The 25,312-nt window shown below is 67.5% G+C and carries 23 protein-coding genes; 9 read left to right on the top strand and 14 right to left on the bottom strand.

Going from position 1 to position 25,312, the window contains the following annotated elements:
- Window positions 1-216 precede the first annotated feature (216 nt).
- The 9 genes from ABC383_RS21945 to ABC383_RS21905 form a co-directional block, all read right to left on the bottom strand.
- Window positions 217-1,254, bottom strand: a complete 1,038-nt coding sequence (locus tag ABC383_RS21945) for a tetratricopeptide repeat protein (protein WP_413017221.1) — start codon at window positions 1,252-1,254, stop codon at window positions 217-219.
- A gap of 498 nt (window positions 1,255-1,752) precedes the next feature.
- The gene (locus tag ABC383_RS21940) at window positions 1,753-2,763 is read right to left on the bottom strand and encodes a tetratricopeptide repeat protein (protein WP_413017219.1); all 1,011 of its coding nucleotides are present in this window, start codon (window positions 2,761-2,763) and stop codon (window positions 1,753-1,755) included.
- Window positions 2,764-3,280: 517 nt separating this feature from the next.
- Complete coding sequence (locus tag ABC383_RS21935) at window positions 3,281-4,462, bottom strand: mandelate racemase/muconate lactonizing enzyme family protein (protein WP_413017217.1); 1,182 nt, start codon at window positions 4,460-4,462, stop codon at window positions 3,281-3,283.
- A gap of 14 nt (window positions 4,463-4,476) precedes the next feature.
- Window positions 4,477-6,138: a GMC family oxidoreductase gene (locus tag ABC383_RS21930; RefSeq protein ID WP_413017215.1), complete on the bottom strand. Its 1,662-nt coding sequence runs from the start codon at window positions 6,136-6,138 to the stop codon at window positions 4,477-4,479.
- A complete protein-coding gene (locus tag ABC383_RS21925; RefSeq protein WP_413017214.1) occupies window positions 6,135-7,124 on the bottom strand; it encodes an ABC transporter substrate-binding protein in 990 nt (329 codons plus the stop codon). Before ABC383_RS21925 ends, ABC383_RS21930 begins: the two co-directional genes overlap by 4 nt.
- A gap of 55 nt (window positions 7,125-7,179) precedes the next feature.
- Window positions 7,180-8,001: an ABC transporter ATP-binding protein gene (locus tag ABC383_RS21920; RefSeq protein WP_413017212.1), complete on the bottom strand. Its 822-nt coding sequence runs from the start codon at window positions 7,999-8,001 to the stop codon at window positions 7,180-7,182.
- Between the two features lie 3 nt (window positions 8,002-8,004).
- Window positions 8,005-8,790, bottom strand: a complete 786-nt coding sequence (locus ABC383_RS21915; protein ID WP_413017210.1) for an ABC transporter permease — start codon at window positions 8,788-8,790, stop codon at window positions 8,005-8,007.
- Window positions 8,791-8,895: 105 nt separating this feature from the next.
- The gene (locus ABC383_RS21910; RefSeq protein WP_413017208.1) at window positions 8,896-9,618 is read right to left on the bottom strand and encodes a GntR family transcriptional regulator; all 723 of its coding nucleotides are present in this window, start codon (window positions 9,616-9,618) and stop codon (window positions 8,896-8,898) included.
- Between the two features lie 92 nt (window positions 9,619-9,710).
- On the bottom strand, window positions 9,711-10,418 hold the full coding sequence (locus tag ABC383_RS21905; RefSeq protein WP_413017206.1) for a class I SAM-dependent methyltransferase: 708 nt from the start codon (window positions 10,416-10,418) through the stop codon (window positions 9,711-9,713).
- Window positions 10,419-10,727: 309 nt separating this feature from the next.
- On the opposite strand from ABC383_RS21905, the gene ABC383_RS21900 reads away from it, so the two are divergent.
- Complete coding sequence (locus ABC383_RS21900; RefSeq protein WP_413017204.1) at window positions 10,728-11,153, top strand: hypothetical protein; 426 nt, start codon at window positions 10,728-10,730, stop codon at window positions 11,151-11,153.
- A 71-nt stretch (window positions 11,154-11,224) separates the two neighbouring features.
- Here ABC383_RS21900 and ABC383_RS21895 read toward each other — a convergent pair whose 3' ends face one another.
- Window positions 11,225-11,920, bottom strand: coding sequence for a GlcG/HbpS family heme-binding protein (locus tag ABC383_RS21895; RefSeq protein ID WP_413017202.1), 696 nt, complete (start codon window positions 11,918-11,920; stop codon window positions 11,225-11,227).
- Between the two features lie 377 nt (window positions 11,921-12,297).
- Here ABC383_RS21895 and ABC383_RS21890 point away from each other — a divergent pair, with 377 nt between their 5' ends.
- The 4 genes from ABC383_RS21890 to ABC383_RS21875 are packed head-to-tail and all read left to right on the top strand — an operon-like array spanning window position 12,298 to window position 15,351.
- Entirely contained in the window at window positions 12,298-13,314 is a 1,017-nt protein-coding gene (locus ABC383_RS21890) for an acyl-CoA dehydrogenase (protein WP_413017200.1), read from the top strand.
- Window positions 13,296-14,072: a PIG-L deacetylase family protein gene (locus tag ABC383_RS21885; RefSeq protein WP_413017198.1), complete on the top strand. Its 777-nt coding sequence runs from the start codon at window positions 13,296-13,298 to the stop codon at window positions 14,070-14,072. The genes ABC383_RS21890 and ABC383_RS21885 overlap by 19 nt, the downstream gene beginning before the upstream one ends.
- The gene (locus tag ABC383_RS21880) at window positions 14,069-14,671 is read left to right on the top strand and encodes a class I SAM-dependent methyltransferase (protein ID WP_413017196.1); all 603 of its coding nucleotides are present in this window, start codon (window positions 14,069-14,071) and stop codon (window positions 14,669-14,671) included. Before ABC383_RS21885 ends, ABC383_RS21880 begins: the two co-directional genes overlap by 4 nt.
- On the top strand, window positions 14,668-15,351 hold the full coding sequence (locus ABC383_RS21875; RefSeq protein WP_413017194.1) for a glycosyltransferase family 2 protein: 684 nt from the start codon (window positions 14,668-14,670) through the stop codon (window positions 15,349-15,351). The genes ABC383_RS21880 and ABC383_RS21875 overlap by 4 nt, the downstream gene beginning before the upstream one ends.
- 13 nt (window positions 15,352-15,364) lie before the next feature.
- Here the strand turns inward: ABC383_RS21875 and ABC383_RS21870 are convergent, their stop codons facing one another.
- Genes ABC383_RS21870 through ABC383_RS21860 form a run of 3 tightly spaced genes read right to left on the bottom strand, consistent with a single transcriptional unit; the run spans window position 15,365 to window position 18,851 of the window.
- Window positions 15,365-16,993: an MFS transporter gene (locus tag ABC383_RS21870; protein ID WP_413017192.1), complete on the bottom strand. Its 1,629-nt coding sequence runs from the start codon at window positions 16,991-16,993 to the stop codon at window positions 15,365-15,367.
- Window positions 16,994-17,001: 8 nt separating this feature from the next.
- Complete coding sequence (locus ABC383_RS21865) at window positions 17,002-17,790, bottom strand: class II aldolase/adducin family protein (protein WP_413017190.1); 789 nt, start codon at window positions 17,788-17,790, stop codon at window positions 17,002-17,004.
- A gap of 44 nt (window positions 17,791-17,834) precedes the next feature.
- Window positions 17,835-18,851: a D-2-hydroxyacid dehydrogenase gene (locus tag ABC383_RS21860; protein WP_413017189.1), complete on the bottom strand. Its 1,017-nt coding sequence runs from the start codon at window positions 18,849-18,851 to the stop codon at window positions 17,835-17,837.
- A gap of 218 nt (window positions 18,852-19,069) precedes the next feature.
- Between ABC383_RS21860 and ABC383_RS21855 the strand changes: the two genes are divergently transcribed.
- Window positions 19,070-19,978, top strand: a complete 909-nt coding sequence (locus ABC383_RS21855; RefSeq protein ID WP_413017187.1) for a LysR family transcriptional regulator — start codon at window positions 19,070-19,072, stop codon at window positions 19,976-19,978.
- 334 nt (window positions 19,979-20,312) lie between these two features.
- On the opposite strand, the gene ABC383_RS21850 is transcribed toward ABC383_RS21855, so the two are convergent.
- Window positions 20,313-21,692, bottom strand: coding sequence for an IS701 family transposase (locus ABC383_RS21850; protein ID WP_413012379.1), 1,380 nt, complete (start codon window positions 21,690-21,692; stop codon window positions 20,313-20,315).
- A 774-nt stretch (window positions 21,693-22,466) separates the two neighbouring features.
- On the opposite strand from ABC383_RS21850, the gene ABC383_RS21845 reads away from it, so the two are divergent.
- The 3 genes from ABC383_RS21845 to ABC383_RS21835 all read left to right on the top strand — a co-directional run bounded on the left by ABC383_RS21845 (window position 22,467) and on the right by ABC383_RS21835 (window position 25,242).
- Complete coding sequence (locus ABC383_RS21845) at window positions 22,467-23,249, top strand: enoyl-CoA hydratase (protein ID WP_413017186.1); 783 nt, start codon at window positions 22,467-22,469, stop codon at window positions 23,247-23,249.
- A gap of 116 nt (window positions 23,250-23,365) precedes the next feature.
- Window positions 23,366-24,316, top strand: a complete 951-nt coding sequence (locus tag ABC383_RS21840; protein ID WP_413017184.1) for a DMT family transporter — start codon at window positions 23,366-23,368, stop codon at window positions 24,314-24,316.
- On the top strand, window positions 24,316-25,242 hold the full coding sequence (locus ABC383_RS21835) for a LysR family transcriptional regulator (protein ID WP_194712582.1): 927 nt from the start codon (window positions 24,316-24,318) through the stop codon (window positions 25,240-25,242). Before ABC383_RS21840 ends, ABC383_RS21835 begins: the two co-directional genes overlap by 1 nt.
- Window positions 25,243-25,312 lie beyond the last annotated feature (70 nt).

The following is a 25,312-nucleotide window of genomic DNA, read 5'->3' as shown; positions in this document are numbered from 1 at the left end:
GCCCTCTCATGCAGTTCGAGCGCAGTGACATGCCGCATCAAGGCGGGCGGCGCTGGATGCATCGCCCGTGTCCTGCTTGGCCTCACGCTGACAGATGGTCTGATGTCGTCGCTTCGGCCTGCGTTAACCGCGAACAGGCCGGCACTGTGTTCGTGCGGCCGATCGCGGCAGGCTTCCGCGCGTTGTGACGGGCTGCCGCCGGCGTAGCCGCAATGCTCAGGAGCGCGGGTCGTTCCGGTTCAATGCATCGATATGCCCCTGGTACGTCAAGGCGTCCGGGCCGCTGCCAGCAGCGGTGGCACCGGCCAGCGCCTTGCGCAGATATTCCACAGCCTGCTCCGGTTTGCCTTGCTCACGTAGAAGCAATCCGACTTTGCAAGACAGCTTTGCGGCATCCAGGTGGCCGGCGGCGAGGGCCGTTGCGTCTGTTTCCACGGCGAGGATCTGTTCCTTCGCGGCGAGCGCCTTGAGATAATAACCGACCGCTTCCTCATGCTTTCCCTGCTCCTGCAGCAGCGACGCGATATCGAGATAGGTCGTGACGGTAGAGACATGGCCTGGCCCGAACTCGCGTTCCTTGACAATGAGCACTGTCCGGAGGTTATCCAGTGCTTCCTCCTGCTTGCTCTTTTCTTGTATCGGCACAGCGTTGTTCACGCTGCCGCTTCCCTCGCCCAGGGTCCGGAGCAGATCGCTTATGGCGTTGCGCACGAGCGCGATATTGCGTTGGTCAGGCTCGGACGCCTTTTCCTCGATGACCAGTGCCTTGCGGAAGGACTCCAGCGCTGCCTTGTGCTTGCCTTGTGCCGATAGCAGCCAGCCGATGTCAATGTGGCCAATGGCGATGTAGGCATGTTCGTCGCCCAACACGGACTGATACAGGCTGAGCGCCTCGAGATAGCCCTTGTGCGCCTCCTCGGGCCTGCCCTCGTCCTGCTGCGCCCGCGCGGCGATATGTAACGTCACGGCGGCGTCGAGACGCTCGGCATTGACTTCGCTTGCCTTGTGCAGTGCGGACTGTTGCAGCGAAGTGGCGCCCTTGGCTAGCCAGGCAGGCTGGCCGGCCGAGAGCGCGGCCTGGTGCGCCTCGCTGGCCGGCAGCGCCTGCCGCAGCATCTGCGGCTTATCGGAAGGCTGCGTGTCCAGCGTCGGTGTCGCGCCACGTTCGGCCGCGCTGCCCGCTCTGGCGTCGGAGGCGGAGACGGTGGGCTGTTGCCTGGGCGAGAGACGCAAGGTGCCATAAGGGATATCCATGGGGGAAGCTCCTTTACGAAAAAGTACGGTGGAGGAATGGGCGAAGGTTGTCTGGAAACGCCTGATGCGCGCGGCAGCTGCGCCGCCGGTCGTGACTGCCAGGCAGCGCGCTTGGTGACGAAGGTGACAGCCGCTATCCGAGAATTTGAAGGGAATGAAACTAAATGGGTCGGTGTAAGAACAGTTAAACGTACCCATGCGACGCTGCCTCCGCTCTGTCCAAGTGGTGCAGGCCGGCATACCGGATCAGGCCCGCGAATGAGGCGTCAAGCCCGGCTGCGTCATTCGCGGACGCCGGCTGCACTGTTGGCGGGGCGTTGCCGGCATTGGCCGTAACAATGCAGGCTGTGAGCCCGGGGGCGGGCAGGTGGGGCAGACAGCGCACCGCATGGCACCATCGCCGGCCGGCACGCTGGTCTGCCACCGCTTCTGTCGACGGCGGCAAGGCGCCACTGATCTCTCAGGGGCTGTTTCGGTCAGTCAAGCATGATGACCCTGCTAGGTCGCGGCATCCGCACGCTTGCCGGCAGACAGACTGGCGGACGCTGCGGCCATGTATGCCATCGCTTGATCGCCCTTGCCTTGCGCTTTCAACAGCGCGGCAATATTCCTGTTCGTCGCGGCGATGGAGGGGTGGTCAGCGCCATAAATTGTCTCTTCGATGCACCGTGCCTTCAAATAGCAGTTCATGGCTTTCTTATGCTTACCGTTCTTCGTCAGCATGGATCCCATGTTGTGTTGTGCCTCGGCGGCCAGGGTGTGCTCGCAGCCGAGGGTCCGTTCCGTGATGTCGAGCGCGTTTTGCAGGTATTCCTCTGCATTCTCATGCTCTTCTGGTGCTCGCAGCAGCTTTCTAACGCTTTCGCACAACTCGGCGATGCCGGCGTGGTCGCTGCCGAGGACACTTTCGCTGATCACTAACGCCTTGAGATAGTGCTTCAGCGCTTGCTCACGATTGCCTATACCCTCGTACACAGATGCGAGGTCGGCATGCGACCTGGCGGTATCGGGATGCCCGATGCCGAGCGCCTTTTGGTTGGCGACAAGCACCTCGAAATAGTACTCAATGGCTCCTTCAGGATCGTCGGCATGCTCCAGCCCCAGTTCGTAGGCGCGTTGAATGCCGGCTTCATCGGCATCGGGCGGGACACGTATATCGATGGGACGGCCCACTGGTTCAAGGAGCCGGTGGTTGAGTACACGTTTGTTGCCTGCAGAGGCGCTTTTGCTGCCGGACCCTGGCGGGAAAGAGTTGCGCGTTGCATTGACGTTTGTGGAGAATGCCGGTGTCCGGTCGTCTGCGCCAACCCAGCTGGGCTGGCTGGTCACGGGCGGTGGGTTTTGTTGGCCCAAATGATCGGCCGCCTGCTGCAGCGACGACGGATTGGGGTCCGGCACGGTGGCTAACACCGGAGCGCTGGGGATGTTGGGCGGAGTGTTTGTCGTGCTGGCAGCGGGAATGAGAACGCGTTGGTCGACAATTCTGGAAGCGGGGGAAGAAGTGGCCATTTGAGAGAGGTCTGATAAGGATTGCGTTGCGAAGGACAGGAATAATTCCCATGAAATGCCTGGCCGTTAAAAGCCGGGGCATGGCGTTCGTGAAACGGTAAAACGGGAAGCCGCCTGAGTGGGTTGCGGCGAGTAATGGTTTCCAGCCTCCGGGAAAATTGAAGATTATTTCGTGCGATGAAAGAGCGGTAACAATAAAGATCGCCTGCGGGACTGTTAAAGGGAGGCGGTGTGGAGGGATGCGCCCGGCTTGCTGGGCGCGCAGCGTGCCCGATGAGGGCGGCTTTGGCGGGGACGACAAGGAGCGGGGAAGTGCTTTTCGGGGAAGGGAGACAAAGCGACGGCCGCAGGTGAGGGCGCGGCGTCCGCCGAATTGGCGTTTACGGAATCAGGCTGTGCAAACCCATGCAGAGAACCGTCCGGCTGGCATGGCCAGCCTGGGGGAACGGCAAGCTGGAAACCGGGCTGCCGGCGCCGGGTGCGTGGCATTCTTCGCTCCGGGAGATCTGTTGGCCCGTCAGCGATGGCCGCGCAGGAAGCCCCGCAACACCTCCATGTCCGGCGTCACCCCCAGGCCGGGCCGCTCCGACAGGGTCACTGCGCCGTCGTCGAGTGGCGGCATTGGCGTGGCCATCAGGTCGCGCAGGGGGTTGGGGTTGGCGTCGACCTCGACATAGCCGGGACCGCCGGCGGCTGCCTTCAGGTGCATCGACGCGACCAGGCCGATGCCGCCGCCCAGCCAGTGCGGGCAGAACAGCCGGCCGTGGGCGATTGCCTGGCGCGCCACCGGCAGGCAGCCCGAGAAGCCGCCCCATTTGCCGGCGTCGGGCTGGATCACGGCGAAGGCGCCGCTGGCAATGGCCTCGTCGAATGCGGCCTGGCCGCGCAGGTTCTCGCCGGCGGCCAGCGGAATGGTGGTGGCGCTGGCAATGGCTTTCCAGTCGGCCAGCGCGGAGTCGGCCGCGATCGGCTCTTCCAGCCAGGCCGGACCGAAGTCGGCGATGCGCCGGCTCATGGCGATGGCCTCGGCCGGCGCCCAGGCCTGGTTGGCGTCCACCATCAGCGTGGTCTGCGGCCCGAGCAGTTCACGCAAGGCGCGCAGGTTGCCAAGGTCGCGCTCTGCGCCGAAGCCCACCTTGAGCTTGAAGGCGCGATAGCCTTGCTCGCGCTTCTGCGCGGCCAGTTCCTCGGGCCGGGTCGGGCTCAGGCCCGACGCATAGGCCTGCACCCGCGGGCTGGCGTCGCTCCTTCCGAGCAAGCGCCACAGCGGCTTGCCGGCCAGCCGGGCGGCCAGGTCCCACAGCGCGAGGTCGGCGCCGGCCACGGCCTGCGCCATGGTGCCGGGCTCGCCGCTCTGTATGCCCAGCACATGCAGCCGGCGGCAGAGGGTGTCGAAGGCTTCGCCCGGATGTTCCCAGTCCTTCTCCAGCAGGATGGGCGCGACGCAGGATTCCAGCACCCGCGCCCGGTGCTCGGCGCCGACGCCGGGAAAGTTGCACCAGATCTCGCCCCAGCCCACCATGCCGTCGCGGTCTTCCACCCGCACCAGCACCGCCGGCCGGTCGTACATGATGCCGAAGGAGGTCTGCACCGGCACCTCCACCGGAGCGCGGAACACCAGCGCTTCCACCTTGGCCAGCCGCAGCAGCGGCAGGCCGTGCGCGCCTGCCGGCGCGTCTGCCTTGCGATTGTCCGTCATCGTCGATTCCCGTTTCAATGAGCCTGCGCCAGGGCCTGGCGGCTTTCCGTAGCCGATCCGGCGTCGGCCAGCACCAGCGCCGCGCCCTTTTCGCCGATCATGATTGCCGCCGCATTGGTGTTGGCCGACACCATCTCGGGCATGACCGAGGCATCGATCACCCGCAGCCGCTCCACGCCGCGCACCCGCAGGTTCGGGTCGACCACGGCCTGGCTGTCGCTGCCCATGCGGCAGGTGCCGACCGGATGGAACACCGTGCCGCCGGCCTGCTGGGCGAAGCGCACCAGGTCGGCGCGCGACGCGGCCGCCGCGCCCGGCAGCACTTCGGCGTCGACCAGGTCGCGGAAGGCCGGCTGCGCATAGATCTCGCGCAGCATCTGCACGCCCGCGGCCAGGGTGTCGCGGTCGAGCTGCTCGGACAGGTAGTTGGTCTCGATGCGCGGCGCGGCCAGCGGGTCGGTGGAGCGTATCTGCAGCCGGCCGCGCGACACCGGCCGGCACTGGCAGGCCGAGGCGGTGAAGCCGGGGTAGTCGTGCAGCGGCGTGCCCGGCTTGTCGACCGACAGCGGCATCACGTTGAACTGCATGTCGGTCCGTCCATTGCGGGCAAGCTCGGTGCAGGCGAAGCCGCCAACCTGGCCCGCGCCCACCGTCAGCGGGCCGGAGCGGCGGAACAGCCATTCCAGGCCCATCGACGCCAGCCGCAGCGGATTGCGCACATCGTTGTTCAGGGACAGCTTCTTCTTCAGGCGCACGATGGTGCGAGCCTGGTAATGGTCCTTCAGGTTCTCGCCGACCTCGGGCGCGTCCACCACGGTGGCGATGCCGTGCCGGCCCAGCAGCCCGGCCGGGCCGATGCCGGAGAGCTGCAAGAGCTGCGGCGACTGGATCGCGCCGGCTGCCAGGATCACCTCGCGTTCGGCCCGGGTGCGATGCGCCGCGCCGCGATGGGTCCATTCCAGCCCCACCGCGACCTGGCCCTCGAACAGCACGCGGCCGGCATGGGCCTCGGTGACGACGGTGAGATTGGGACGCTGCTGGGCCGGCCGCAGGAAAGCGGCTGCGGCGCTGGAGCGCCAGCCGTTCTTCAGCGTGAGCTGGTAGGCGCCGACGCCGTATTCGGTGGCGCCGTTGAAGTCGGGGTTGTAGGGCAGGCCGAACTGCTGGCCCGCTTCCAGCCAGGCGCGGCAATAGGGATGGTCGTTGCGCAGGTCGGATACGCCCAGTTCGCCGTCGCCGCCATGGTATTCGCCGGCGCCGCCGCTGTAGCATTCCGAGCGCCGGAAATAGGGCAGCACCGAGCGGTAGTCCCAGCCTTCCGCGCCCATGGCCGCCCAGCCGTCGTAGTCAGCATGCTGGCCGCGGATGTAGAGCAGGCCGTTGATGGAGCTGGAGCCGCCCAGCACGCGGCCGCGCGGCCAGACGATGGCGCGGTTGCCGCTGCCTTCGCAGGGCTCGGTGTCGAACAGGCGCGAGAAGCGCGGGTCGTAGATGGTCTTGAAATAGCCGACCGGCAGGTGCAGCCAGAAGTTGCGGTTGGGCTTGCCCGCTTCCAGCAGCAGCACCTGCACCGAGGGGTCGGCCGAGAGCCGGTTGGCCAGCACGCAGCCGGCCGAACCGGCGCCGACGATGATGTAGTCGTAGGCGCGCGCCGGCGCGCCGCTGGCCGTGTTCATGCCTTCACCGTGTCCAGGTAGATTTTCGGGTCGAAGTACTGGGTGGCCGGCAGCGCGTTGGGGATGCTGGCAAAGCCGCTGAAGAAGTCGGTGACCTGCTGCAGCCACTTGGAGACGGTGCCGTCGGCATACATCTTGGCCCATTCCGCCGAGGTGAACATCTTCTGCGCGCCGTACTGTTCCTTCAGGTCCGACAGCGGCACATCCTTGTAGTAGTTCTTCTGCAGCGTATCGAGCGACTGCTCGGGCTGGCGCATCATCGCGTCATTGGCCTGCGCCCAGACCTTGACGATGCGCGCCAGGGTTTCCCGGTTCTTGTCATAAAAGTCGTTGCGCGCCGCCCAGCCGCCGACGATGGCGGCTTTCGGATAGTAGGCCGACGCATCCACCAGCATCTTGGCGGTCGGCACCCGGCTGCGCACCGAGAGGTTGAAGGGCACCCACAGCGCCACCGCCGGCACCGCCTTGGAAATGAAGGCCGTCACCGCGTCGGGCATGCGCTGGTTCACCAGCTGCACTTCCTTGGGGTCGACGCCATTGGCGCGCAGCGCATTGTCGAGGAACACATGGGCGGTGGTGCCGGTGGTGGTGGAAATCTTCTTGCCCTTCAGGTCGCTGATCTTTTCCACGCCCATGTCGGGATGCACCCACAGCTGCGCGGTGGCGAATTCCACGTCGTTGATCAGGAACACCTTGCCCTGGCCACGCGCCGGGAAGTTCGACAGCACCGCGCCCGTGGAGAGCACGTCGATGCTGCCGCCGCTCATGGCCTGGAACAGCTCCAGCCCGGTCTGGAACTTGATGAACTCCATGTCCAGCCCTTCCTTCTTCCACAGGCCCATCGAGTCGGCCAGCCACATCTGGCCGTCCACCGCCAGGGTATGCAGATAGCCGACCTTGACCTTGGTCGACTGGGCGAAGGAAAGCGGCTGGGCGGCGGCAAGGGCGGAACCGGCGGCCAGATGCAGGAAGGTGCGGCGTTTCATGGCGTGTCTCCTGATGTTGTTGTGGGTAAGGCGGTGCAAGGCGATGGGCGGCGCATCAGCCGGCGGCGCGGCTGCGCGACTGGGCTTCCTGCGCGGCGTATTCGAGCATCACCGAGTCGTGGATGCGGGCGCGCAGCGCATTGAATTCCGGCGTTTCCTGCAAGGCCCGCCGGCGCGGATAGGGAAAGGGTATGTCGATCACCTCGCGGATGCGCGACGGCCGGGCCGAGATCACCAGCACCCGGCTGGCCAGGTAGACCGCTTCCTCCACCGAATGGGTGATCAGCATCACGGTCTTGCCTTCGGCGTGCAGCACGTCGAGCAGCAGGTCGTGCATCGCGCTGCGGGTCTGGGCGTCGAGCGCGCCGAAGGGCTCGTCCATCAGCACGAATTCGGGATGCACCGCATAGGCCCGGGCCAGCGCCAGGCGCTGGCGCATGCCGCCGGACAGGGTTTTCGGATAGGCCTTCCTGAAGTCTGAGAGGCCCATCAGCTTCAGGTAGCGCTCGACGATGTCGCGCCGCTCGGCCGCGCTGACCTTGCCGCTGTTGGCCTTCAGTTCCAGGCCGAAGGCGATGTTCTGCTCCACCGTCAGCCAGGGGAAGACGCCGTATTCCTGGAACATCACGCCGCGGTCCGGGCCGGGGCCGCTGATCTCACTGCCGTCCAGCGTGACGCGTCCCGAGGTCGGCTTGACGAAGCCGGCGGCCATGTTCATCAGCGTGGTCTTGCCGCAGCCGGACGGGCCCACCAGCGCGACGAAGTCGCCCTGGTTGATCGAAAAGCTCATGTCGCTGACCACGTCGAGCATGCCGCCGTCGGTGGGGAACTGCATCGATACATTCTGAAAGCGCATGCGCTCCTGTGGTTCCTGCATGGTTCAGCCCTCCACCTTGTCTTGCCACGCCACCAGGCGCTTTGAAATTTTCCGCAGCGCCAGGTCCATGCCCAGCGCCAGCGAACCGATGCAGATGATGCCAAGGTAAATGGTGCCGAGGTCGAAGAAGGCCGAGGCGTTCTGGATCATCGCGCCCAGGCCCTGCTGCGCCGCCACCAGCTCGGACGCCACCAGCGTGGCCCAGGCCACGCCCAGCGCCACCCGCAGCGCGGTCAGCATGTGCGGCACCGTCATCGGCAGCATCACCTTGGTGAAGATTTCCAGGTCGGTCGCGCCCAGCGTGCGCGCCACGCGGATGTAGACCGGGCTGATCTGCGTCATGCCCTCGTACATCACGATCACCGCGGCGAAGAAGGAGGCATAGAACAGGATGGCGATCTTGGCCACCTCGCCGATGCCGAGATAGACGATCACCAGCGGGATCAATGCGATCGGCGGCAGCGCGCGGAAGAAGTTGATCAGCGGATCGACGAAGCGGCGCACCGGCTTGTACCAGCCCACCAGGAAGCCGACCGGCACCGCCACCAGCATGCCCAGCAAGAGGCCCAGCACCACGCGCTGCACCGACATGCGGATGTTGGCCAGCAGCTCGCCCTGCGTCAGGTTGGTCCAGAACACCTCCAGCACCGCCGCCGGCGACGGCAGCAGGGTGGGGTTGATCAGGCCGGATGCGCGCAGCACCACCCAGAAGCTGATCAGGAAGATGAAAGGCAGTAGCGCCCAGCCAAAGTCGCTGAACAGGCTCCTGCGTTGACTGCTTTTTGCCATTGCTGTCTCCAGATTGTGATCATGGGCGGGCGCTTATTCGTTTGTTGCGCCTCTGCTTTTTTGCTGACTTTGCTGACTTTGCCGACGGATGCGAACCGGCGCGATCTAGCAGCGCAGCAGGTCGGTCTCGATCTGTATCATCTGCGCCGGATACTGGATGTGGGCGTAATAGATGATCTGCATGCGCTCGTCGAGAAAGACGCGGCAGACATCGGCGATCGGGTCGCCCACGCCGATGTCGAGATGCGCGGCGGTATCCTCGTCCGACACCGTGATGCGCATTACCTGCTTCGCATGCGCTATCTTCACGTCCTTGCGCGCCGCCAGTTGCGGCACCACCGGCGCGCTGCTGAACCCTTGCGGGTCGCTGTCGAATATCTTCTTGTCGAGATGAATCTCGATTAAGCAATACGGTTCTTCATTGTGGTAATGCACCCGGCGCAGCCGCTCGTAGGCCGGGCCGGCCAGGCCGAAATTGAAAGCCGGCGCCAGCGGCTGGCTGGCGTCGCCCTGCAGCGGCAGCAGCCGTATCTTCAGGTCGGCCACCGTCCTGACCAGCTCATCCATGCTGCTGGCCAGCTTGAACCAGCGCTGCTCCGACAGGTCCTTGGCGACGAAGGTGCCCAGGCCGCGGGTGCGCTTGACGATGCCCACCGCTTCCAGCTGGTCCAGCGCGCCGCGCAGCGTGATGCGCGACACCTTGTATTCCCGCTCCAGCTCGTCGAGCGTGGGTATCTGCTCGCCATAGGGCCAGTCGCCGTTTTCGATCTTGTGGCGCATCAGCCTGGCCACCTGCAAATACAGCGGCACGCGGCTTTTCTGGAACACGGAAATGTCGTTAGGCATAAATGCATAATAATAAGCACTTTAAAACCGTGCAAGCATTTTTTTCGCCGGGCGGCATGCCGGGCATGGGTCGTTCAGGGCTTGCGGAAGATGACTACATGCTGCCAGGGCAGGGTGGTGACGGTCTGCTGCCAGACCAGTCCGCCGGCTTCGATCTCGCGCCGTATGCCGGCTTCGCTCATCTTGTGCAGCGGCTTGATCGGCACCCGCTGGTCCTCGGCCCGGTACTCGACTAGGACCAGCCTGCCGCCCGGCTTCAGCGCCCGCGTCACGCTGTCCAGGACTTCCCGGGGATGGCTCAGTTCATGGTAGACGTCCACCATCAGGGCCAGGTCGATGGCGCCCGGCGGCAGGCCGGCGTCGGTTGCCGTGCCCAGCACCGGCTGCACATTGCGCACGCCGCGCCGGCGCATGCTGTCTTCCAGCAGGGCCAGCATCTGCGGCTGCACATCCACCGCATACACCTGGCCGTTCCCGCCGATGCGCTCGGCGATGCGGCCGGCGTAATAGCCGGTGCCGGCGCCGACATCGGCCACCGCCATGCCGGGCGCAAGTCCGAGCGCGGCCAGCAGCAGTTCGGGCCGCTCCTCGCGCTCGCGGCTGCCGCGCTCCAGCCAGTCGGCGCCGGGATAGCCCATCACCTGGGCGATCTCGCGGCCCATATAGGTCTTGCCGGTGCCGTCACGGCTGGGCGGAACGCTGCCGTAGGCGACCTCGCGGGCGGCGCCGGGCTGCGCCGCACACAGCAGGCATAGCGCCAGGCAGGCGATCGATCTGCGCATTGCAAGCTCTCCCGGGTGTGGTGGTGACAGGCAAGCTTAGCCCAGGCGCGCCGGCCGCCGTGCGAGGCTGCGCAATGCCTGCGCGGCAGTTGCCCGCAGCGGCGCATGGCGAGTCGCCGCCACCGGTGCGGCTGCCGCATCCGCTTTCCGCGCAGCGATATGCGGTTTCAGGTAACTCAACCTGCTGGCCCTGCAGCACGCCAAGGCCCGCTGCATGACGCAGGTCTTGCCGCGTTCAGATAAAGCCGTGGCGGCTGCGCTGCGGGCTTAGGATCGAGCACCTATCACACGTCAATAAGGGGAGACAGCATGGCACCGAAAATTGGATTCGCATCGCTCGTCCTGGCCACGCTCGCCGGCTGCGGCGGCGGCTCGGTATCGGTCGACAACGAACCCGAACCTTCCAGGCGCACCTTCATTTTCTGGAGCGGCAGCAGCAGCGGCGAGCGCGTGGTCGACGTCAAGAACGACGCCTTTGCCTTCTTCAGCGACACCGGTTGCCTCTACAACTTCCAGACCGGGCGCGAGAACCCGGGTTTTTGCCTCAATGCCGGAGGCGACCGGGTGCGGTACGGCGTGCTTGCGATGCGCATCGTCAATGTCACCTCGGCGGCGGGCACCTGCATCGCCGCCCTGGTGGAAGAAAGCACCGCCCAGTTCGTCGACATCGCCACCGATGCCTTCGACCGGGAGGCCGTCGCCGTGACCGCGCTGCGGCCCAGCCCCTGCTTCTGACGGGCCGGGCTGAGCGGGATGCTTGCGCTATCCGGCAGCCGCGGTCGTGCCGGCGCCGGTCTGCGGATCGCTTACGGCACGATGTCCGAATCGCCGCAGTGCGGATGCTGGAAGCCGGCCGGCGTGCCGTTGGCGAAGATGATGTTGTCGGTACCGTCAGTGGCGACGCCTTTCAGATCCTTGTCCAGGCCGGCCAGGCGCCGCATGCGGTAGGCAATCACATGGTCGGCGCAGGCGGTGTCGCCGGACAGGCCCAGGCCGCCGATCACCTTGCCATCCAGGTAGAGCGGCACGCCGCCGCCGAAGGTGATGATGCCGCCCGGCACCCGTCCTATGCCGCTGCCCTGCGCCAGGTAATCCGGGTTGAAGGGGTTGGAATTGTTGAGGCCGTAGAGCGAGCCGCCGGGCTGGGTGGGCGTATACAGGTTGGCCGTGGAGAGGGCCAGCGCATCGTTGCTGAAGGCGTTGGCCGTGTTGGCCTTGGCAATGGAGATGGCGCGGCTGCCCGGCCAGGCGTCTCCCAAGCGAATCACCGAGCACAGCACGCCCTGGCGGTCCACCACCGCCGACCACATGCGGCTGGGCGAGAACAGGCCGCCGTTGTTTTGCGTGGCCACGGCGGCGAGCTGCTGCTGCACCCGCGCCACGGTCGCATCGGGGATGCCGCAGGGCTTGTTGCCCTGTCCGTTGCCGTCGTCGGCCAGGGCAAGGGTGCTGATGCCTGCCATTGCGATGGCAAGCAGGGCGTTCGGTGTTCTTGGCTTCATGTTGGTCTCCTGATCCAGGTGTTGACACGATGGGTGCAGAGTCGGGACTCTGCGGACGCAACCCGGCACGCCGCCATGCCGGCGGCCTGTCTGGTCATGTGGAAGCGTTGATGCCGGCAGGTGGAAGATGCAGAAAAGAAACCGACAATCAACTTTAGTGTGGAATTAATTGTCGATCACCGAACGGCGAAGCGTTTGTGAAAGATCAAGTTGCACAAATCCGCCGGGCGCGGCACAGGCACCGGGCTGCGCCGACTTCGTCATGGTCGTTGCAGATCGGCGCGGAAATCGCCGCTTTGTGTTCGCCGACGCACCGTGCGGCTCGACAGTAAGGGCTATGTTCCACGGCAGAAATCAGATAACCGGTGCCGATCAACGTGGAACAACACAACTCCCTGACGCCCTCCATGGCGGCGCAGTGCCTGCGCGAACTGGATGAAGGCAGCACGCCCGGCGCGATGCTGCGCCGCCTGGCCGACGCCCGGCTGGACCGGCTGCCCCTGCCGGGCAGCGGCGCCACGCTGCTGCGCTGGCGCATGCTGGCGGCGGTGTCGGGGTGGGACCTGTCGCTGGCCAAGCTGTACGAGGGCCATACCGATGCGCTGGCCATCCTGGCCGAGCTGGGCGGCCGGGCGCCGGCCGGCAGCCTGTGGGGCGTCTGGTGCGCCGAGGCGCCCTCCGCCCGCGCCATCGTCAGCGGCCATGCCGCCGCTGGCGCGCCGGTCCGTCTGGACGGCGCCAAGGCCTGGTGTTCCGGCGCGGCCGACCTGAGCCATGCGCTGCTGAGCGCCTGGGACGCCGATGGCCGGCCGTGGCTGGTGGCGCTGGACCTGCGCCAGGACGGCATCCGGATCGACGACAGCGGCTGGGAAGCGGTCGGCATGGCGCGCACCGGCACCGCCTTGCTCACCTTTTCGGGCGCGGAAGCGCATTGCGTCGGCGACAGCGGCGCCTACCTGCGCCGGCCCGGCTTCTGGCACGGCGGCGCCGGCATTGCGGCCTGCTGGTATGGCGCCGCCGCCGAACTGGCGCGCACGCTGCATGCCGCCGCCGGCACGCCCGATGCGCACCGGCTGGCCCACATGGGCGCGGCCGACGCCTGCCTGAGCGCGGCGCGGGCGCTGCTGCATGCCGGCGCGCAGGCGATCGACGCCCGGCCCGGCGACGATGCGGCGGCGCTGGCGATGCGCCTGCGGCTGGCGGTCGATGCCTGCACCGTGGAAGTGATGACCCAGGTCGGCCAGGCGCTGGGCGCCGCGCCGTTCTGCCGCGACCGGCGCTTCGCCCGCCTGATGGCCGACCTGCCGGTGTTCCTGCGCCAAGGGCATGCGCGCCGCGACCAGGCCGCGCTCGGGCAGATCGCCCGCGAGGCCGCATGGGAACTCGCGCTGTGACGGCCGCGACCGGCCGCGAGATCCGGGGCTCGGGCACCGACGAACTGCGCTGGCAGTCCTGGGACGGCCTGCGCCGCCTGCCGCAGGCAAGCGCCGGCGAACTGGTGCCGGCCGGGTCGCGGGCGCTGGTGCTGGCGCCGCATCCCGACGACGAACTGCTGGGTTGCGGCGGGCTGATACGGCAGCTGGTGGCGCTGCGGCGCGAGGTCATCGTGCTGGCCGTGACCGACGGCGCGGCCAGCCATCCGCATTCGACGCTGTGGCCCGCCGCGCGCCTGGCGCGGGAGCGGCCGCGCGAAAGCCTGCGCGCATTGCGCCGCCTGGGCGCGGGCAGCGTCAGGGTGGAGCGCCTCGGCCTGGACGACGGCCGCATCGGCGAGCAGGCGCAGCGGCTGGATGCGGCGCTCGACCGCATCGTGCTTGGCGCCGACGTGCTGGTGTCCACCTGGCGGCTGGACGGCCATCCCGACCATGAGGCAAGCGGCAGGGCGGCGGCGCAGGCGGCGGCGCGCCACGGCGCGGCGCTGCTGGAAATGCCGGTCTGGATGTGGCACTGGGCCGCGGCTGGTGACACGCGGGTGCCATGGGAGCGCGCCTGCCGCCTGGGGCTGGACGACGACAGCCATGCCGCGAAATGCGCGGCGGTGGAAGCCTACCGCAGCCAGCTTTCGCCCGATCCGACCACCGGGAGCGGACCGGTCGTCGCGCCCGGCGCGCTGGCGCACCTGATGCGGCGCGAGGAGGTGTATTTCCGATGAACGCCACCGGCCTTTCCTATTTCGACGGGCTGTATGCCCACAGCGCCGATCCCTGGTCCATGGACCGGCGCTGGTACGAGCGGCGCAAGCGCGAGTTGCTGCTGGCCGCCCTGCCGCGCCCGCGTTTCGGGCGGGTGTTCGAGCCCGGATGCGGCGCCGGCCACCTGACCGAGGCGCTGGCGCCGCGCTGCGCGCAGCTGCTGGCCACCGACTTTTCAGCCGATGCGGTGCGGCTGGCGCGGCTACGCCTGCAGGGCGCGCCGCAGGTGGAGATCGACCGCCTGCACACGCCGCAACAGTGGCCGGAAGGCCGCTTCGACCTGGTGATCCTGAGCGAATTCGCGTTCTATCTCGACGATGCCGACCTGGCGCTGCTGCAGCAGCGCAGCCTCGATGCGCTGGCCGACGACGGCGTGCTGCTGGCCTGCCACTGGCGCCGGCCCTTCGCGGAACGCACCCAGGACAGCGAGATCATCCATGCCTGGTTCGACCAGGCGCCCGGCCTGACCCGGCTGGCGCATCACGAGGAGGCGGACTTCCTGCTCGACGTGTGGGGCCGGCAGCCGCAGTCGGTGGCGCAGCGGGAAGGCTTCGCATGATCGGCGTGCTGATCCCGGTCCATGACGAGGAGGACGGCCTTGCGTTGTGCCTGGAATCGGTGCTGCGCGCGGCCGCCCATGGCGACCTGGCCGGCGAGCCGGTGATGATCGCGGTGGCGCTGGACGCCTGCACCGACCGCTCGGCCCAGATTGCCGGCGCCTATCCGGTGACGACGCTACGCCTGGAGGCGCGCAATGTCGGCGCCGCCCGCGCCGCCGCGGCGGCCTGCCTGCTCGATGCCGGCGCGCGCTGGCTGGCCTGCACCGACGCCGACACGGTGGTGGCGGAAGACTGGCTGCAGCGCCAGCTGCAGCTGCACCACGAGGACGGGGCCGACGCCGTCTGCGGCACGGTAAGCGTGGCCGACTGGACGCCGCACCTGGCGCGGCTGCAGCAGCTGCTGCAGCGCTTCCATGCGGCCTATACCGATGCCGACGGCCATGCGCATATCCATGGCGCCAATCTCGGCGTCTGCGCGCGCGCCTATCTGCGCGCGGGCGGCTTCCCGGCGCTGGGCTGCAGCGAGGACGTGGCGCTGGTCAGGGCGCTGGAGGCGGATGGCGCCCGCATCGCCTGGAGCGCGGCGCCGCGGGTGGTGACCAGCGCCCGCATCGCCAGCAAGGCGCGCGGCGGCTTCGGCGATACGCTGTCGGCCTGGAGCCAGGCGCTGCCGCTCTGAACCCGCCTGCGCGTCAGCGCCGCACGCTGCTTTCGACCAGGCAGCGCGTCACCAGCGGCGGCGCGTCGCCGACATGGAAGGCCAGCTTGCGCTCGCGCAGCGCCACATCCGCGGCCGTCACGCGGTCGAAGCGCCGCAGGTGCTCGGTCCAGGATTCGTCGACGATCTGCTCCACATAGCGGCCCGGCTCGCCGAGGTCGCGCAGCAGGTCCCAGGACAGCGCGCCCTGGCGCAGGCGGCTGCGCCGGCTTTCCTGCATCAGCGTCATGAACTCGGCCGCGCGGGCCGGATCGATCTGGTAGTGGATCGTCACCTGCACATGGCCGGCGCGCGGCGGGTCGCTCGCCACCGGCACCTTGAATTCCCGGGACGGCGTCAGGTCTTCCTCGATGCCGAGGTCGGTCACCAGCAGGTGCGCGCCCAGCATCGCGGTCACGCCGGTCACCGAGGCGATCAGCAGGCTGGTCTGGACCGAGGTGACGGTCGCCACCTGGCCCCACAGCGCCGCGCCGAGCGCGCTGCCGCCCATGATGGACATCTGGTAGATCGACATGCCGCGCGCCCTGACCCAGTCCGGCAGCGCCAGCTGGGCCGATACGCTGAGCGAGTTGGCGGTGGTGATCCAGGCCATGCCGGCGACGAACATCGCGGTGGCCGCAAGGTAGATGTTGGGCGCCAGCGCCACCGCGGCGGTGGCCAGCGACTGCAGCGCCGCGCCGCGCATCACCAGCGTGTCGCGCGCCATGATCTGGCGCAGCCGCGGCAGGAACATCGCCGCCACGATGGCGCCGCTGCCCATGGAGGCCAGCAGCACGGTGTAGGCCGCGGCATTGCCGCCGCCGAGGCCGCGCGCCACCAGCGGCAGCAGCGCCAGCAGCGCGGTGGAATGCAGGAAGAACAGCGAAATGCGCAAGAGCACCGACTTCAGACGGCCGGACTGCAGCACGAACTGCACGCCGACCCGCATCGCGGAAAACAGCCGCTCGCGGCCCAGCGGGCTGGGCTTGTGCTCGCGCCGCCAGCGCATGATCACGAAGGCCGACGCCACCGACAGGACAGCATTGAGCACGAACACATAGGCGCTGCCCACGCTGGCGATCACGGCGCCGGCCACCAGAGGGCCGACGATGCGCGAGGCATTCATCGCCACGCCGTTCAAAGCCAGCGCGGCCGGCAGCTGGGGACGCGGCACCAGCTCCGGCACGCTGGCCGCGAACACCGGCCAGCGCATCGCCAGGCCGATGCCGTTGGCAAAGGTCAGGGCCAGGAGCAGCGGCGCGCTCATTGCGCCCGAGAGGACGGTGACGCACAGCACCAGCGCCACGGCCGCCACCCAGAACTGGGTCAGGATGAAATAGCGCCGGCGGTCCAGGATGTCGGCCAGCGCGCCGCTGGGCAGGCCGAGCAGGAACACCGGCAGGGTGGAGGCGGTCTGCACCAGCGCCACCCAGATCGGCGCGGACGACAGCGAGGTCATCATCCAGGCCGAAGCCACGTCGTTCATCCACATGCAGATGTTGGCCGCCAGCCAGACGCACCACAGCATGCGAAACACCGGCTGGCCCAGCGGCGCCAGCGCCGACTGCGGCCGCACCGGGTGGCTGGACGCTGCGGGCGCTTCGGACGCGGGGGTCTCCGGCATGGCCATGGTCAGGACTTGTAGCCGGGGTCGGTGCGGTCGAGTTTTCTCAGCAGCGCCGGCCATTCCATCAGGCCGTACGGCCGGCGGGTGCCCGGCTGGTAGTTGTTCCAGGTTTCCTCCAGCACCTGCTGCGGCACCTTGGCATAGGGGCTGTTGGCCGCCATCGCCGCGAGCTGCGAGCGGCAGGCCAGTTCCAGCCGGTGCATCCAGTTGAAGGCCTCGCCGACCGAGCGGCCCACCGTCAGCACGCCATGGTTGCGCAGGATCAGCGCCTCGCCGGTGCCGAGGTCGGCGATCAGCGATTCCTGTTCCGATTCATTGAGCACCACGCCCTGGTAGTCGTGATAGCCGATCTTCAGGAAGCGCATCGCGGTCTGGGTCAGCGGCAGCAGGCCGCATTCCAGCGACGACACCGCCATCGAGGCCCAACTGTGGGTATGGATCACGCAGCCGACATCGGGCCGGGCCGCATGCACGGCGGTATGGATCACCGCGCCGGCCTTGTTGACGCCGTACTTCAGGTCGCCGAAGTCCGGCCCGGACAGGATCTTGCCATCATGATCGACCTTCAGCAGGCAGGAGGCTGTGATCTCCTCGTACATCATGCCGTAGGGGTTGATCAGGTAAGTGCCTTCCTCGCCCGGCACGCGGGCCGAGATATGGTTGGCCATCATGTCGGACATGCCATACATCTCGACCAAGCGATAGCAGGCTGCCAGGTTGACCCGCGCTTCCCATTCCTCGGGCGAGCACTGCCCCTTCATCGATGGAATCTGCAGCATTCCGTCTTGCACCATGTCGTCTCCTCCAGTGTTGTGTTGAGTGGTGTGGTGGTTCGCCGTCAGGGCGCCAGGTTGTTCATGGCCCGGCCGTCGCGCCAGCGCGCCAGGTTGTCCAGGAAGATCTCGGCCACCGCCGCATAGTGGCCGCTGGTATGGCCGGCGGTATGCGGCGACAGCAGCACATTGCCCAGCTCCCACAGCGGCGACGCGGCCGGCAGCGGCTCGTGCGCATACACGTCCAGGAAGGCGCCGGCCGGGCGGCGCTCGCGCAGGGCGGCGACCAGGTCGGGCTCGACCACGACCTCGCCGCGCGCCACGTTGACCAGGTGCGCGCCCGGCGGCAGCAGGGCCAGCCGGCGCGCGTCGATCAGGTCGCGGGTGTCGTCGGTGAGCGGGCAGGTCAGCACCAGCCAGTCGGCCTGCGGCAGGGCGTCGTCCAGCCGCGCCAGCGGCATCACCTGGTCGCAGGGCGGCGCCGCGGCATCGCTGCGGCGCACGCCGATCACCCGCATCCGCAGCGCCTTGAACAGCCGGGCCGTTTCCAGCCCGATCGGCCCCAGGCCCACGATCACCGCGGTCTGGCCGGCGAGGTCGCGCGGGGCGCGGTCGCCCAGCAGCGGCTCCCAGGCGCGGCGGCGCTGCGCATCCATCAGTTCGGGCAGGCGCCGGTTCAGCGCCAGCATGCCGGCCAGCACCATCTGCGCCACGGCTTCCGCATTGGCGCCGGACGACGTGGTGACCGTCACGCCGCGCCCGCGCAGCTCGGGATAGATCGGGCGGTCGGCGCCGGCCGAATGGGCATGCACCCAGGCCAGACGCGGCGCGGCCCGCAGCACCCGGTAGAACTGCTGCAGCGATTCGGTCAGTTCGTGCTTGGTCGACTTGCCGGTCACGTCACGGCTGATGAAGGCGACGTCGATTTCCTTGCCAACGCCGTCCTGCAGGGCCTGTTCCGGGGTGATCAGGCGGTAGGGCAGCTGATTGAAGAGTTGCGCGATGCGCGGACCCAGGTAACGTGCCGCCTGGTCCGACAGCAGGATGACCGGCGCCTGCCGGTCCTGGCCATTCAGAGTCATGTTGCTTTATGTCGGGTTGCTGTTGCGGAGGAGTCTGTGCTGCGGATGAGTCGGGACGATTGTACAGAGCGCCGGACGGTCCGGGTTGACGAAACGGAAAAGCTGCGTTCTCCGTCGCCGCCTGGATCGGCGATAATCGCGTCTGCCGCGGCGCCATCCATGCACCGCGTCCCGGCCGTCGCCGGCAACCTCCCGAACGGGACAATCACATCGATCGCATGACCAAGAAGCTCGACACCCATCTGCTGGAAATCTTCGTTGCCGTGGTGGAGAGGAAGAGCCTGACCCAGGCTGGCGTCGACATGCACCTGGTGGTGTCGGCCATCAGCAAGCGCATGGACGAGCTGGAGCGCCATGTCGGCAAGGCCCTGCTGAAGCGCCATGGCCGCGGCATCGCGCCGACCGCCGCCGGCGAGCTGCTCTACCTGCATGCCAAGCGCATCCTGAAGAGCCTGCGCGCGGCCGACCAGGCGCTGGCCGAATTCGACAGCAGCGGCGTGCACAAGATACGGCTGCTGGCCAACCAGACCAGCATCGTCCAGAGCCTGCCGGCCGAGATCGCCCGCTTCCTGGCCAGCCATGCCAACACCTCCATCGAACTGACCGAGGGCCACAGCGCCGACATCCCGGCCGCGGTGCATGAAGGCCATGCCGATGTCGGCATCTATCATGCGCAGCATCCGGCGGCCGGCGTGCTGTCCTGGCCGTACCGGCAGGACCGGGTAGGGCTGGTGGTGCCGGCCGGCCATCCGCTGGCAACGCGCCGCCAGGTGCTGTTCGAGGAAGCGCTGGACTTCCCGCTGGTGGGCGCCTTCCCGCGCCACACCCTGGACCGCTTCCTCGAACTGGCCGGCAATTCCCTGTCGCGTCCGCCCACCGTGGTGCTGTCGGTGTCGAACTTCGAGGCGCGCTGCCACATGGTCCGGCACGGCGTGGGCATCGCGATGGTGCCGGAAGACATTGCCCTGCGCTACACCGGCGGGCTCGGGCTGGCGCTGGTGCAGATCGCCGATGCCTGGGCGCGGCGCCAGTTCTATGCCTGCATGCGCGAGCCCGAGGCCGGCGACAGCCATGCGGCAAATTTGCTGGGGCATCTGTGCGGCGGGGGCAGCGGCAGGCTGGACTGAAGCACATCGTGTGCGGCACGGTGGTAGCGGGGGATGTGGATATTTACCTTGGCAGGCGCGGCGAAAGCGGCGCAGTTGCAGTTGCAGTTGCGGTTGCAGTTGCAGTTGCGGTTGCGGTTGCGGTTGGTTTTGACTTTGGGGTCCCCGTCTGTGTACCGCCGTGTCGGCGGTGTCCGGAGCGGGAAAAGGTGCGGCGTCTGTCTGAGCCAAGCTTTGCTTGGCGAGTTTAGCCGCGCCCCGCTCCGGGCGCCGACGGCACGGGAACCCCGCGCAGCGGGGCGGCACAGTCGGGGTCGCCTTTTTTTGGTTACTTTTTTTGCTGGACTTTGTCCATTCAAGCGGCGTAACTGAGCGTATCAGTCAGGCGCAGAAACAAATCCGTCGGGATTTTTATCATGTCTGGTGGTTTTTCAGAGATCGCTAAATGATCGGCTTGCCACAGCCATCGCCGTACCATGGCAATGGTGTCGGAGAAGGTGGCGCACTCCTTGCGATACCAGGCTGCCTGACGAACCGTGATGACTTGTGATGTCAGCAGTTGACTTGCCAGCAACGTCACCACCGAGTACAGGCCCAGGATGGCGGGCGTAGCCCGGGCAATGGCGCGGTCAGACCATTGCCGCTGGGTTTGCACGCCCAGATGGGCACGTGCTTCTTCGAAGGTCACTTCGATCTGCCAGCGCTTGACGAACCAGTTCAGGATCTGCGGCGCACTGGCCTTCTGGTCGGTGCAGAGAAAGGCCTGGGTCTTGAGTTGCTTCATAGGGTCGCGTACCAGCACCCAGCGCAGGGGCACTGCCGGCGCGCCACCGTGGTACCACAGGGCGGTGCCGGTGGCCACGTCAAGCCGCTTGTGCGTGTGCCCGTACCAATAAGCCAGCGTGATGGCTTTCCATTGCGTATCTGCGGCATCCAGCACCTGCTGCAACTTCGGCAGTGCATGGCCGACGAGCCGTGGCCGCCCGCGCGTGCCGGGCACCCGCGCAGGCGCCGGTTCGTACAAGGCTGCATCGAGTCGCAGGCGCGTGACCATGGTCACGTCGCGCCGCACCGCGGCAAGCAGATGAAGCACCGAGAAGCTGTTGTCGGCCACAACCACGATGCGCCGATCGGGCAGCCAGCGATGCACCTGGCGCAGCATCTGACGGGCTCGGTCCGTCAGCGTGACCGGCTGGCGACGGCGGTTGGCGTAGTAGCGCGCCGAGGGCGTCAGAGCGCAACAGAAGGGCAAGGCCCAATGACGCTGTGCCCAGGGAATGGGCACCACCAGCATCAGGCAAAGCCATCGCAGGCCGCTGGTCTTGACGACATTGCTGTGGCTGGACCAGACCGGGTCGCGGTAGATGCCACGAGCGGCAATCCTGGCGCCGCGCCGGCGCTCGATGGTATCGTCCAGCGCCATGACCAGAGGGCCCAAGGGAGCGAAGGCGTCGATGAGTGCCATGAGCAAACGCCGGCTTGCCTGCAGGGTCGACCATGTGTTGCGATTGAGCACCCGATGGAAGCGTTGGAACTGTTGGTCTTCAGACAGGCCCATGACGCGCAGGATGGCCGTCACGGTGCGCGAACCCACAGCAAGGATGGCCCCCTTGATCAGGATCTGAACGGAGTGCCATACCCGCTTGGAAAACAGGGGACGGAATACTAAACTGCAATCGGTAAGCTCGGGGAACGATGGCATGATGCACCTCTCGTTGCGGAGTCGGTGCTTCATGGTAGAACTCTTCGGGCTTACCCGCTGTGGAAAAATGGACAAAGTCCAGTTTTTGGCGAAGCAAAAAAAGTGACTCGCCCGCCGGGGCGAACACCCGGCCTGGTCATGACGACAGTGCAGTCGCGTTGCTTCACCCCCCGTAAAGACGTCACTGCGAAGCAGCAGTTAGCTTTTGACGTTAAAAGGTTTTTAAGGCGCAAAACCCTTTTAAAGCTTAAAAGCTACGGAGCTGCCTGGCGTTGCCAGGTGACGCAAGGCGGCTGCACTGCCGTGGAGACAAGCCGGGAGTCCGTCCCGGCGGCCGGGTTACTTTTTTTGCTTCGCCAAAAAAAGTAACCAAAAAAAGGCGACCCGGTGATCGCGCCCCGCTGGCGCGGGGTTCCCGTGTCAGCGGTACCCGGAGCGGGGCGCGGCTAAACTCGCCAAGCTGCGCTTGACTCAGACAGACGCCGCACCTTTTCCCGCTCCGGGCACCGCTGACACGGCGCGCTCAACGGGATTTCACTGCAACGTCAAAAGCAACGGCAACGGCAACGGCAACGGCCACGGCCACGGCCACTGCATCTGCAACCGCGCTTGCAAAGTCACAGCTTTCCCTGCACTCACCCCTACACCTGTCCACATCCTCCACAACCCATGTACCGGACACGGTCCCCATGAACCCCCACCACTTAAACTTGGTTAATCCTGCGGCGCTGACTTAAGATCCTGCAAGACGTGCGCCCCGCGCCATCGCCAACAGCAGTTCATGACAACAATTCAGGAGACAGCTTGATGGGACAGATCATCGTGCGCCGCGAGGGCGCCGTCGGCACCGTGGTGATATCCAACCCGGCGAAATTCAATGCGATGACGGCCGAGATGTGGCGCTTGCTGCCCATCCGGGTGGCCGAGCTGGACGCCGACCCGGAAGTGCGGGTGATCGTGCTCACCGGCGACGGCGACCGCGCCTTCGTGTCGGGCGCCGACATTTCCCAGTTCGGCGACGAGCGCACCGACCCACAAGCGCTGGCTGCCTACAATGCGGCGCTGGACGACGCCTTCAGCGCGCCGCTGAAGGCCGGCAAGCCCACCATCGCGAAGATACGCGGCATCTGCATGGGCGGCGGCCTGGGCCTGGCGGCAGGCTGCGACATCCGCATCTGCGCCGACGACGCCCGCTTCCGCATGCCCGCAGCACGGCTGTCGCTGGGCTACAACCAGGCCGGCGTGCATCGCTTCGCCGCGCTGATCGGCGTGCAGAACACCTACGACATCTTCTTCACCGCGCGCATCTTCGATGCCCACGAGGCGCAGCGCATGGGCTTTGTGGGCCGCGTGACCGGGGCCGACGGGCTGGACGCGGCGGTGGCCGAATTCACCAGCGCCATCGCCGAGAATGCGCCGCTGACCGCGAAGGCGGTCAAGCTGACGATGAATGCCTACCTGGACCGGCTGGGCGAGGTGCAGCGGCCCGAGGTGCAGGCCGCGATCGATGCCGCCAACCTGAGCGAGGACTACCGGGAAGGCGTGCGCGCCTTCGGCGAGAAGCGAGCGCCACGCTTCGTCGGCCGCTGACGCCGCGGCAGCTGGCGGCCGTACTGCCGCCGGCGTCGCCCATCCCGTCCGCCTTCCTTTCATCCTTACCCTGGACAGCGCCGCAACACCATGACCACCAGAACCACTCCTGTCCGATGAAGACCCAGGCCCCCGCCGGCGCAGCGCCGGCTCCGGTTTCGGCCGATACCCCATCGCCGGTATCCCCCGCCCACAACCTGCGCGCCCAGCTGGTGCTGACCGCGGCCATGGCCCTGTGGGGCCTGAACATTCCGGCGGTGCGGGTGCTGGCCGGCCGCTTCGACTTCACCACGCTGGCGGCGGTGCGCATGTTCTTCACCTGCTGCGTGTTCGCGGCGCTGGCGCTGCGCGCCGGCGGCCGCCTGCCGCGCATGCCGCGGCGCCACTGGCCGCTGCTGCTGGCCTGCAGCATGCTGATGGTCTATGGCAACCAGGTGTTCTTCACCAGCGGCATGGCGCGCACCAGCGCCACCAACAGCGCGCTGATCGTGGCGCTCGGGCCGCTGGTGTCCTCGCTGCTGGCCGCCATCGCCTTCCGCGAGCGCCTGGCGCTGCCGCGCCTGGCCGGCATCGCGCTCGGCCTGGCCGGCGTGGCCGGCGTGATCCTGCATCGTCCCGGCGCCGGCGTCGGCGCGGCCGGCCTGGGCGACCTGCTGGTCGGCGCCTCGGTGCTGAGCTTTGCGCTGGGCGGCGTGCTGGTGCAGCGCCTGGCGCGCCAGCTCGACGTGCTGTCCATCAGCCTCAGCATCTACCTGGTCGGCACCGCGCTGCTGATGCTGCATGCGGCGCTGGCCGGCTTCGACCAGCGCATCCTGTCCTCCGGCTGGCAGTCCTGGTCGCTGATCCTGTTTTCCGGGGTATTGGCGTCGGCTGTCGGCAACCTGATCTGGAACCGCTCGATCGGCATCCTCGGCATCAGCCGCACCGCGCTGTTCCTGAACTGGGTGCCGCTGTTTGCCATCGCCTTCGCGGTGGCCTTCCTCGGCGAGCCGTTTTCATGGTGGCTGCTGTTCGGCTTCGGCTGCGTGGTGTGCGGCACCTGGCTCGGCGCCATGCGGAGGACATGATGGAACTGCGCCAGCTGCGCTATTTCGTGCGCGTGGTCGAACTGGGCAGCATGGGCCGCGCCGCGCTCGACCTCGGCGTGGTGACGTCGGCGCTGAGCCAGCAGATCAGCCGGCTGGAGGGCGAACTCTCCACCCGCCTTTTGCAGCGCACCTCCACCGGCGTGGTGCCGACCGATGCCGGCCTGGCCTTCTGGCGCCAGGCCCAGCTCGCGCTGCGCCATGCCGACGACGCGGTGCGCGCGGCCCAGCTGGCGCGGCTGTCGGGCCATGTCAGCGTCGGCCTGCCGCCCAGCACCAGCGCGGTGCTGGGCCTGCCCTTCATGGCGGCAATGCGCGAACGCTATCCGGAGGTGCGGCTGCACCTGGTGGAAAGCCTGTCGGGCAACCTGACTTCGATGCTGCGCGCCCGCCAGCTCGACCTGGCGGTGCTGTTCCAGGCCGACCGCGGGCAGCGCTGGAGCGTGCTGCCGGTGCTGGACGAGCGCCTGTTCCTGATCGCGCGCCCTGGCCTGGCAGGCTTGCCGGATCGTGAACGGGTCGAGGTCGGCGAGCTGGCCGACCTGCCGCTGATCCTGCCCAGCAACCAGCATGGCCTGCGCGCCCTGCTCAATGCGGCGTCCAGCCGCGGCCGCTATGCATTGAACGTGGTGGCCGAGATCGATGGCCTGGCGGTGCTGATGGATGCGGTGCGGGCCGGCTATGGCGCCACCATACAGCCGGGCGCGGCGCTGGCGCGGCTGGGCGGCGAGCCGCTGGTCACGCTGGAGATCGCCGACAGCGCGGTGCGCCGTCCCAATCTGCTGACCAGCCTGTCGGACGATGAACTGTCGCCGGCCGGGCTGGCGGCGCGGGTGGTGCTGCAGAGCGTGATGCGCGACCTGGTGCTGCAGGGACGCTGGCCGGGCGCCACCCTTCACGAATCCTGAAGGCCCGTTGCCGCCGGCGCTCTGTCGGTCATGGCGCCGGTCGGTTACAGTCCCCGCCATTGAGCCTGGA

Source organism: Noviherbaspirillum phoenicis (assembly GCF_047237965.1).
In the GTDB taxonomy this organism is placed as follows: Bacteria; Pseudomonadota; Gammaproteobacteria; order Burkholderiales; family Burkholderiaceae_D; genus Noviherbaspirillum_A.
Note: the sequence above shows the minus strand (reverse complement) of the source record. Positions and strands in the feature narration are given on the sequence as shown.